1 protein-coding gene is annotated in these 9,205 nt (G+C 69.6%); it reads left to right on the top strand.

Annotation, left to right across the window (positions count from 1 at the left end):
- Positions 1-318 precede the first annotated feature (318 nt).
- Positions 319-8,994, top strand: a complete 8,676-nt coding sequence (locus J4E04_RS03740; RefSeq protein ID WP_490149909.1) for an amino acid adenylation domain-containing protein — start codon at positions 319-321, stop codon at positions 8,992-8,994.
- Positions 8,995-9,205: the final 211 nt, after the last annotated feature.

The raw sequence follows: 9,205 nt of genomic DNA on the forward strand, positions 1-9,205 counted from the left end.
GCGTTGCGCGGCGAGCGCGTTGGGTCGTACCCGACGTGGTCGACTAGCATGGAGGGCTGCTTGCCAACGAAAGGACTGTCATCGACCACGTCGATTCATCGTCACTGATCAGCGACGTAACGAGTGGCGCCCGCATTCCGGTAAGGAATGAGGTGGAAGTGGAGCACGACGCCCACGGGCGAATCGACGGGCACAGCGCCGGGTACGGATCGCGAATCGGGGGAATCGCTGTCCTGCCACCGTTCACGACGGTGGGCTCGGTCGGTTGGGGCGCGGTGCGCGAGCACGGTGTCGCGAGAGATCACGGGGAGTAGACGAGTGGATGACGGTGCACGGTTCGACGGCGGACCGGCTGACGACGACCGCTCCGACGAGACGGTGACGAGCGAGACGCAGGTGAGCTCGGCGGGAGTGCTGCCCGAGGGCGCGTTTCCGCTGTCGGGAGCACAGCGCGGCATCTGGTTCGCGCAGCAGTTGGCCGGGGACGTGCCGATCGCGATCGCGCACTACGTCGAGCTGAACGGAAGCCTCGACCTCGACCGTCTCGAGTACGCGCTGGACCGGGCGGGCCGCGAGTTCGGATCGGGCTATCTGCGTCTGGCCGAGGTGGACGGCGAGCCGTTCCAGTACGTGGACCTCAGCATGCGTGATCACATCTCCTACTTCGACCTGCGCTCCGAGTCCGACCCGGAAGCCGCGGCGATGGACTGGATGACGCGCGAGTACAGCACGCCGGTGGACATGCTCGTCGACCGCCTCGTGGTGTCCCACGTGCTGCAGTTGAGCGACGAGCGGTGGTTCTGGTACTCCCGAATCCATCACGTCGCGCTCGACGGTTTCGGCGCGATGACGATGATCCAGCGCACCGCTGCGCTGTACACGGCAGCGGTGGAGGGCAGGGAGCCCGAACCCTCCAAGGCCGTCGATCTGAACGATCTCTATGTCGACGACGCCAAGTACCGCTCGTCGGACCGCTTCGAGAAGGACGCCGCGTACTGGGCGGAGAGAGTGCGCAGCCTCCCGGATCCGCCGTCCCTCTCGGCCGTCACCGCTCCGCCGACGTCGCCCGCGCTCATCGCCGGTGGCTTCGTCTCCACCGACCTCGCCGAGCGCCTCGACCGGCGGGTCACCGAACTCGGCACCGCGTCGGCACCGTTCGTGGTCGCCGCCTTCGCCGCGTTCGTCTCCCGCATGACGGGGGCCGAGGACACGGTCCTGAGCCTGCCGGTCTCGGCGCGCACGACGGCGGCCATGCGTCGCTCGGGCGGCATGGTCTCCAACGTCGTCCCGCTGCGTCTCGCACTCCCGCCGAGCTGCACGGTCGCCGAGTCCGCGTCCCGCGCCCAGCTCGAACTCACCGGCGCCCTGCGCCGGCAGCGCTACCGCCACGAGGACATTCGTCGCGACAGCGGCGAGTCGGCGACCCAACGCGGACTGTTCGGCCCGTCGATCAACATCATGCTGTTCCACGACGAGCTGCGGCTCGGCGACCTCAACGGCTCGTACAACGTCCTGACCACGGGTCCGGTCGAGGACCTGGCGCTGAACATCTATCCCGGTGCGGACAGCCGCGAACTGCGGATCGACTTCGAGGCGAACCCGCTGCGGTACACGCAGGACCAGCTGAACGCGCATCGTGCCCGCTTCGTGCGCTTCCTCGATGCGCTGATCGATGCCGAGCCCGACGCACCGCTCGGGTCGCTCGAGGTGCTGACCGACGACGAGCGGCGGCGTTTCGTCCCCGCACTGGGCGGCGAGAGCTTCCCGCAGGTCACTTTCGGCGACATCATCGCCCGCGCCGTCGACGCCGCGCCGGACACGGTGGCCGTCACGTGCGGGTCGGAATCGGTCACGTACGCAGAGCTCGACGCGCGCTCCAACCGCCTGGCCCGGCTGCTGATCTCGCGGGGCGTCGGACCGGAGAGCGTCGTCGCGGTCGCACTCGGTCGATCGGTCGAGATGATCCACGCGACGTGGTCGATCGTGGCGTCGGGCGGCGCCTTCCTGCCCATCGACCCGGCGTATCCGCTCGAGCGCATCGTGCACATGCTCGGGGACTCGGGCGCCCGGATCGGCGTGACCACCCGACGACACGTCGCGGACCTGCCGGACACGATCGACTGGCTCGTCGTCGACGACGACGAGCTGTGCGGCGACCTCGAGGTCTGCTCGCCCGCCCGCATCACCGACGCCGAGCGATCGGCTCCGGTCCGACCGTTCACCGCTGCGTGGATGATCTACACCTCGGGATCCACCGGCTTGCCGAAGGGCGTCACCGTCGGCCACGACGGACTGTCGAACATCATCGGCGAGATGACCGTCTCGTACGGGGTGTCGACGAAGTCGGTCGTCCTCGGTGTCGCGTCGCCGAGTTTCGACGCGTCCATCTTCGAGCAGCTGATGGCGCTCTCGTCGGCGACGACTCTGGCTCTCGCTCCGTCGGGGGTGTTCGGCGGAGAGGAACTCGCGGACTACATCCGCGAGAAGAACGTCACGCACGTCGTCATCACGCCGGCCGCGTTGGGATCGTTGGACCCGGACGGTCTCGAGCAGATCGAGTCGATCATCAGCGCCGGTGAGGCTTTGCCGTCCGAGGTGGCGGCACGCTGGGCTCCGCGCACCGCGCTGCGGAACGCCTACGGCCCCACCGAGACCACGATGATCGGATCGATCTCCGATCCATTGGTGCCCGGTGCTCCCGTGACCATCGGGTCGCCCATCCGAGGAACGCGACAGGTGGTGTTGGACAACAGGCTCCGGCCCGTTCCCGTGGGTGTCGTGGGTGAGCTGTATCTCGCCGGTGTGGACCTCGCCCGCGGGTACGCCAATCGCTTCGCGCTCACCGCCACGCGCTTCGTGGCCGGACCGTGGGCCGAGCCGGGCGGGCGCATGTACCGCACCGGTGACCTGGTCCGGTGGACCGAGGACGGCGACATCGTCTACGTCGGTCGCGCCGACTCGCAGGTGAAGATCCGCGGCTTCCGCATCGAACTGGGCGAGATCGACGCGGTGCTCGCCGAGCATCCCAGCGTCCGCACCGCCGTCACCGTGGCGCACCGGCAGTCGTCCGGGGCCACGGTGCTCGCGGCGTACGTCGTGCTGCGTCCGGACACGACGCTCGAGCACACCGAACTGCTACGCCATGCGGCGCAGCATCTTCCGTCGCACATGATCCCTGCCGCCGTCGTGGTCCTGGACCGCCTGCCCGTCACCGTCAACGGCAAGATCGACCACCGGCGGCTGCCCGAGCCGGTGCTCGCGACGCGCGAGTTCCGCGCCCCGACCACCGTGGTCGAGGAGATCGTGGCATCCGTCTTCACGCAACTGATGGGTGTCGACCGGGTCGGACTCGACGACGACTTCTTCGCTCTCGGCGGCAACTCGCTCATCGCGACGCGCGCCGTCTCCCGTCTGGGTGCCGCACTGGGGACACAGGTCTCGGTGCGCACGTTGTTCGAGGCACCCACCGTCGAGTCGCTCGCGTCCCGGCTGCAGCAGGGTGGCCACGGCGAGACCCGCACGCCGCTGGTGCCCCGCGAGCGGACCGGGCCGGTGCCGCTGTCGCTCGCGCAGCGCCGCATGTGGTTCCTCAATCAGTTCGACCCGTCGTCGGTCGCCTACAACATCCCGTTGGCCCTGCGCCTCGAGGGTGATCTGGACATCGCCGCGCTGCAGGTCGCGATCATGGACGTCGTCGACCGCCACGAGGCGCTGCGGACGTCCTACCCGGACACCGAGAACGGACCGGTCCAGGTCGTCCACGATCCCGAGGCCGTGGTGCCGGACCTGACACCCGTGCCGGTCGACGCGGAGGATCTGCACGGCGTGCTGATCTCCTTCGCGATGACCACCTTCCAGGTCACGGAGCACGTCCCGCTGGTCGGTCGCCTGTTCCAGATCAGCGAGACCGACCACGTGCTGGCCATCGTGGTGCATCACATCTCCGCCGACGGTGCATCCCTGACACCCCTCGCGCGCGACCTGATGGCGGCCTACAGCGCCCGCATCGCGTTCTACGCGCCCACGTGGACCCCACTGCCCGTGCAGTACGTCGACTACACGTTGTGGCAGCGGGAGGTGCTGGGGTCCGAGGACGATCCCACGTCGCTCATCGCGCAGCAGGAGCGCTACTGGGTCGAGACCCTGCGCGACGCACCGGATCTGCTGCCGCTCCCGATCGACCGGGCCCGTCCGTCCCGGTCGTCGCTCAGCGGCGGAGCGCACGCGTTCGAGATCGATGCCGAGCTCCACGCGAAGATGATCGACCTGGCCGGGCGCCACCGCACCACGCTCTTCATGGTGGTGCACGCGGCGCTGGCCGTGACGCTCGCCAAGATCAGTTCTACCGACGACATCGTCATCGGTACCCCGGTCGCGGGACGGGGCGACGCGGCGATCGACGACCTCGTCGGCATGTTCGTGAACACCTTGGCGCTGCGCACCACTGTGGGCAGTCGCCAGCCGTTCGACGCGCTGCTGGACCACGTCCGCGAACGCGACCTGCAGGCGTTCGCCAACAGTGACGTGCCGTTCGAGCGTCTCGTGGAGGTGCTGTCCCCGGCGCGGTCGGAGTCGCGTCACCCGATCTTCCAGGTGATGCTGGCGTTCGAGAACATGGGTCACTCGACGGTGGAACTCACCGGACTGCGCCTGTCCACGGTCGATCTCGACCTGCAGGTGGTCAAGTTCGATCTGCAGCTGACCATGACCGACCGCACCGACGACGCGGGCCGTCCGGCCGGTATGCCGGCCACGTTCTCGTACGCGTCGACACTGTTCGACGCCTCGACCATCGACGCGATCACGCGCCGGTTCGTGCAGGTGCTGACCACCATCGTCGACGATCCCAGTGTGTCGGTCGCCGACATCGACGTGCTCGACGCCAGTGACCGCGTGGTCGCCGAGAGGTCGATCCAGCGCGTGTCCGAGGGCCGTCCCGTGGGTGGCGACACCATCGTCTCGCGGGTGCTCGATCACGCGGCGAGCCACCCCGAGGCGAGTGCGGTGCGGTTCGGCGAGGTCTCGATCACGTACGGCGATTTGGACTCTCGTTCGCGCGCTGCTGCAGCGAGGCTGTACGCGATGGGGGTGCGGTCCGGCGATCGGGTCGCGGTGGTGTGCGACCGGTCGGTGGATCTGGTCGCCGTGCTGTTCTCCGTCATGCGGGCCGGCGCGACCTACGTGCCGATCGACCCGGAGTATCCCGGTGACCGTGTCGACTACGTCGTCGCCGACTCCGGTGCGCGCTTCGCCGTGGTCTCTGCTCGGCTCGAGGACCAGGTGCGCCGCGACGGCCTGACCGTCGTCGTGGACACCGATGTGGTCGCGCCGGAATCGGATTCGGAGGCGGGGTCCACCGCGCTGCTGCCCATGGCACGGCCGGACGACGTCGCGTACATCATCTACACCTCCGGATCCACCGGGAACCCGAAGGGTGTCGCGATCCCGCACACCAATGTGGTGACGTTGCTGACGAACACCGAGCAGTACTTCGGCTTCGGGCCCGACGACGTCTGGACGATGTTCCACTCCTACGCCTTCGACTTCTCGGTGTGGGAGTTGTGGGGCGCGCTCACCACGGGCGGCAGCGTCGTCGTGGTGGACCACTGGACCGCGCGCTCGCCGGGCGACTTCCTGGACATGCTCGCCGACCGGGGCGTGACGGTGCTCAACCAGACACCGTCGGCGTTCTACCAACTCGCCGAGGCCGAGCGCGATCGGGCGGGCACCGAGCTGTCCCTGCGCCACGTCGTCTTCGGCGGTGAGGCGCTGGATCTGTCGCAGCTGCAGCGCTGGTACGCGCGGCACGCGGACGACAGTCCCCGCCTCGTGAACATGTACGGCATCACCGAGACGACGGTGCACGTCACCTACCAGGAGCTGACGGCGGCATTCGCGGCCGCGGCCCAGGGCAGTGTGATCGGCGTTCCCGTCCCGGGGCTCGGCGGCATCGTGCTCGACGACGCCCTGCGGCCCGTGCCCGTCGGCGTTCCCGGTGAGCTCTACGTCCTGGGTGATCAGTTGGCACAGGGCTACGTCGGTCGCCCCGACCTGAACGCCACCCGGTTCGTGGCCAACCCGTACCTGGCCGGTCAGCGGATGTACCGCTCCGGTGACGTCGTGCGGTGGAACCGCGACGGTGCACTGGAGTACCTCGCACGTGCGGACGCCCAGGTCCAGATTCGCGGATTCCGCGTGGAACTGGGCGAGATCGAGACTGTGGTGGCGTCCACGCCCGGTGTCGCGGGGGCCGCGGCGTCGGTGGTGCGGCGTCCGGCCGGCGACGTCCTGGTCGCGTTCGTGGTGCCCGAATCGGGCTCCACGGTCGACGCGGCGGCAGTCACCGAACACGTCGCCTCGCTGTTGCCGGCGTACATGGTTCCCGCGCGCATCGTCGAGCTGGACCGTCTGCCGCTGACCGTGAACGGCAAGCTCGACCGCAAGGCACTGCCCGAGGTCACCGAGGACTCCGATCGCACGTACCGCGCACCCGAGACGCGGGTGGAGAAGGCGATCGCGGGGGTCTTCGAGGACATCCTCGACGTCACGCCCGTCGGCCTGGACGACGACTTCTTCGGGCTCGGCGGCAACTCGCTCGTCGCGACGCAGGTCGCGTCCCGCATCGGTACCGAACTGGGCGTGCACGTTCCGGTCCGGGCCGTGTTCGACGCGACCACCGTGGCTCGTCTCGCGGCGGTCGTCGCCGAGCTCGGTGCCTCCGATCGACCCGCGCTCGTCGCCGGTCCCCGTCCCGACGTGATCCCGCTGGCACTCGCACAGCAGCGCATGTGGCTGAGCAACCGGCTCGACCCGTCGTCGCCGATGTACAACCTGCCGTTGGGCATCCGACTCGAGGGCCGTCTCGATCTCGACGCCCTGCGCCGGGCCGTGCACGACCTCGTGACGCGGCACGAGATCCTCCGCACCGTCTATCCCCACACGGACGGCGTACCGCGGCAGGAGATCCTCACGGTCGACGAGGCGGGCGTCGAGCTCGCGGTCGAGGACGTTCCGTCCGCGCGGTGGATCGACGAGTTCGTCGCTCTCGCGACGAGCGGCTTCGACGTCACCACGGCGGTCCCGCTGCGGCTCGCGGTCTTCCGTGACCCAGGGGTCTCCACCGAGGCCGTGCTCGCGATCGTCGTGCACCACATCGCCGCGGACGGCGTGAGCCGCGTGGCGCTGACCCGCGACCTCGTCACCGCCTACCTCGCACGCACCGAGGGCGCCGACCCCGCGTGGGCTCCGCTCCCCGTCCAGTACGCGGACTACGCGGTGTGGCAGCGCGACGTCATCGGCTCGCCCCGCGACGCCGAGTCGGTCGCGTCCGCCCAGATCGCCTACTGGAAGCAGGCTCTCGACGGCCTGCCCCCGGAGCTGGACCTGCCGCGTGACCGGGAGCGGCCGGCGTCGCCCACCCGCGAGGGTGCGTCCGTCCACTTCGCCGTGGACGGTTTCGCGGCGGACCGGGTGGAGGCACTGGCGCGCGACCACAACGCGACGCGATTCATGGTGGTGCACGCGGCCCTGGCCGTCGTCCTCTCCCGCCTGTCCGGATCGACGGACATCGCGATCGGCACCGCTCTGGCGGGCCGCGGAGATCCGGCGCTCGACAACCTGGTCGGCATGCTCGTCAACACGGTGGCCCTGCGTCTGCGGGTCGACGAGGATGTGAGCTTCGCCGAACTGGTGGCCGCAGCCCGTCGCGTGGACGTCGACGCGTTCGCGCACTCGGAGGTGCCGTTCGAGACCGTCGTCGACGCCGTCGCGCCGCAGCGCACGGGATCGGTGCCGCCGCTCTTCCAGACCGCACTGGCGTTCCGCAACATCACGCCGGCGCGGGTGGAGCTGCCCGAGATCACCGTGTCCGAACTGGAGAATCCGTTCGAGCCCGCCAACTTCGATCTGTTGCTCACGGTCGACGACGACGGCTCGCGGAAGCCGGGCGGCGACATGACGATGATGTTCACGTACTCGACCGAGCTGTTCGACGAGGAGACGGTGGAGACCTTCGGCCGGCATCTGGCGTCGGTGCTGCGGGCCGGGGTCACCGAACCCACGCGCGTCGTCGCCGATCTGCCGCTCGCCGAGGTGGTCACCGCGGCGCCCGTGGTGGAGCCCACGACTCCCGCGGCGTACTCGGGACCGTCGGTGGTCACGTCGTTCGCGTCGGCCGTGGAATCGGATCCGGACGCCCCCGCCGTCGTGATCGGCGAGAACGAGGTCAGCTACGCCGACCTCGACGCTCGTTCCAACCGCCTGGCGCGCTGGCTCGCGGGGGCAGGAGTCGGTGCCGGGTCGACGGTCGCGGTCCGGTCCGGCGACTCCGGCCTCGACACGGACACCCTGGCCCTGTGGTGGGGGATCCTCAAGGCAGGCGCGGCGTTGGACATCGGCCGAGTCGCACCCGACGTGATCGTGCTGTCCGGCGCATCCCGCAACGGGAGTCGGGCGCCGCTGATCCTGTCGGTGGACGACGCCGCCGACGACGTGGCGCAGTTCTCCGCGCGCCCCGTCACGTACGCGGATCGGGCACGCCCGCAGAACGGAGCCGATCCGGCGCTGGTCCTGCCGACCGGGACGGGCTCGGTCGGCGTGCTCACGTTCGACGAGCTCTCCGGCATCGTGTCCGCCGAACTCGATCGACTCGCCGTGGACTACGAGTCCCGGTTGTTCGCGACGGCGGCGGTCTCGACCGTGTCGCAGGCGCTGCGGGCGCTGGTCGCCGGTGTCGCGGGCGCCGCTGTGCTGGTGCAGGACGGTGCGGCGGAGTCGCTGACGGACGTGCTGCTCGATCAGTGGGTGACGCACCTGTTCGCCACCCCGTCGGACCTGTCGGCGGTGGACGCCGGGGAGTTCGAGGATCTCGCCGTGGTGGTCACCGACGCGGGCCGGGGCGACAGCGAGTCGTGCGACGGCTTCGCCGACGGCACCGAGATCGACGTCGTGCCGTTGACCTCGACGGGTATCGGACTCGCCATGCGGAGCTCATGACGGGATCCGTCCACACCACGGAGACAGGCGCCGTTCACACCACCCGGGTGAGCGGCGTGCGCGCCGCCCTGCTCGATAGGGTGGATCAGATGGGGCGACGCCCCATGAAGCACGCGTGCGCGCATCCGCGGGGAGTGTCGCGAGTACGCAGCGGGATCGTCGGTGGGCAACCACGGGCGAGGCTCGGTATCGATTCACGAGGAGCACGACG

It is taken from the genome of Rhodococcus sp. NFXS4, from assembly GCF_058139645.1.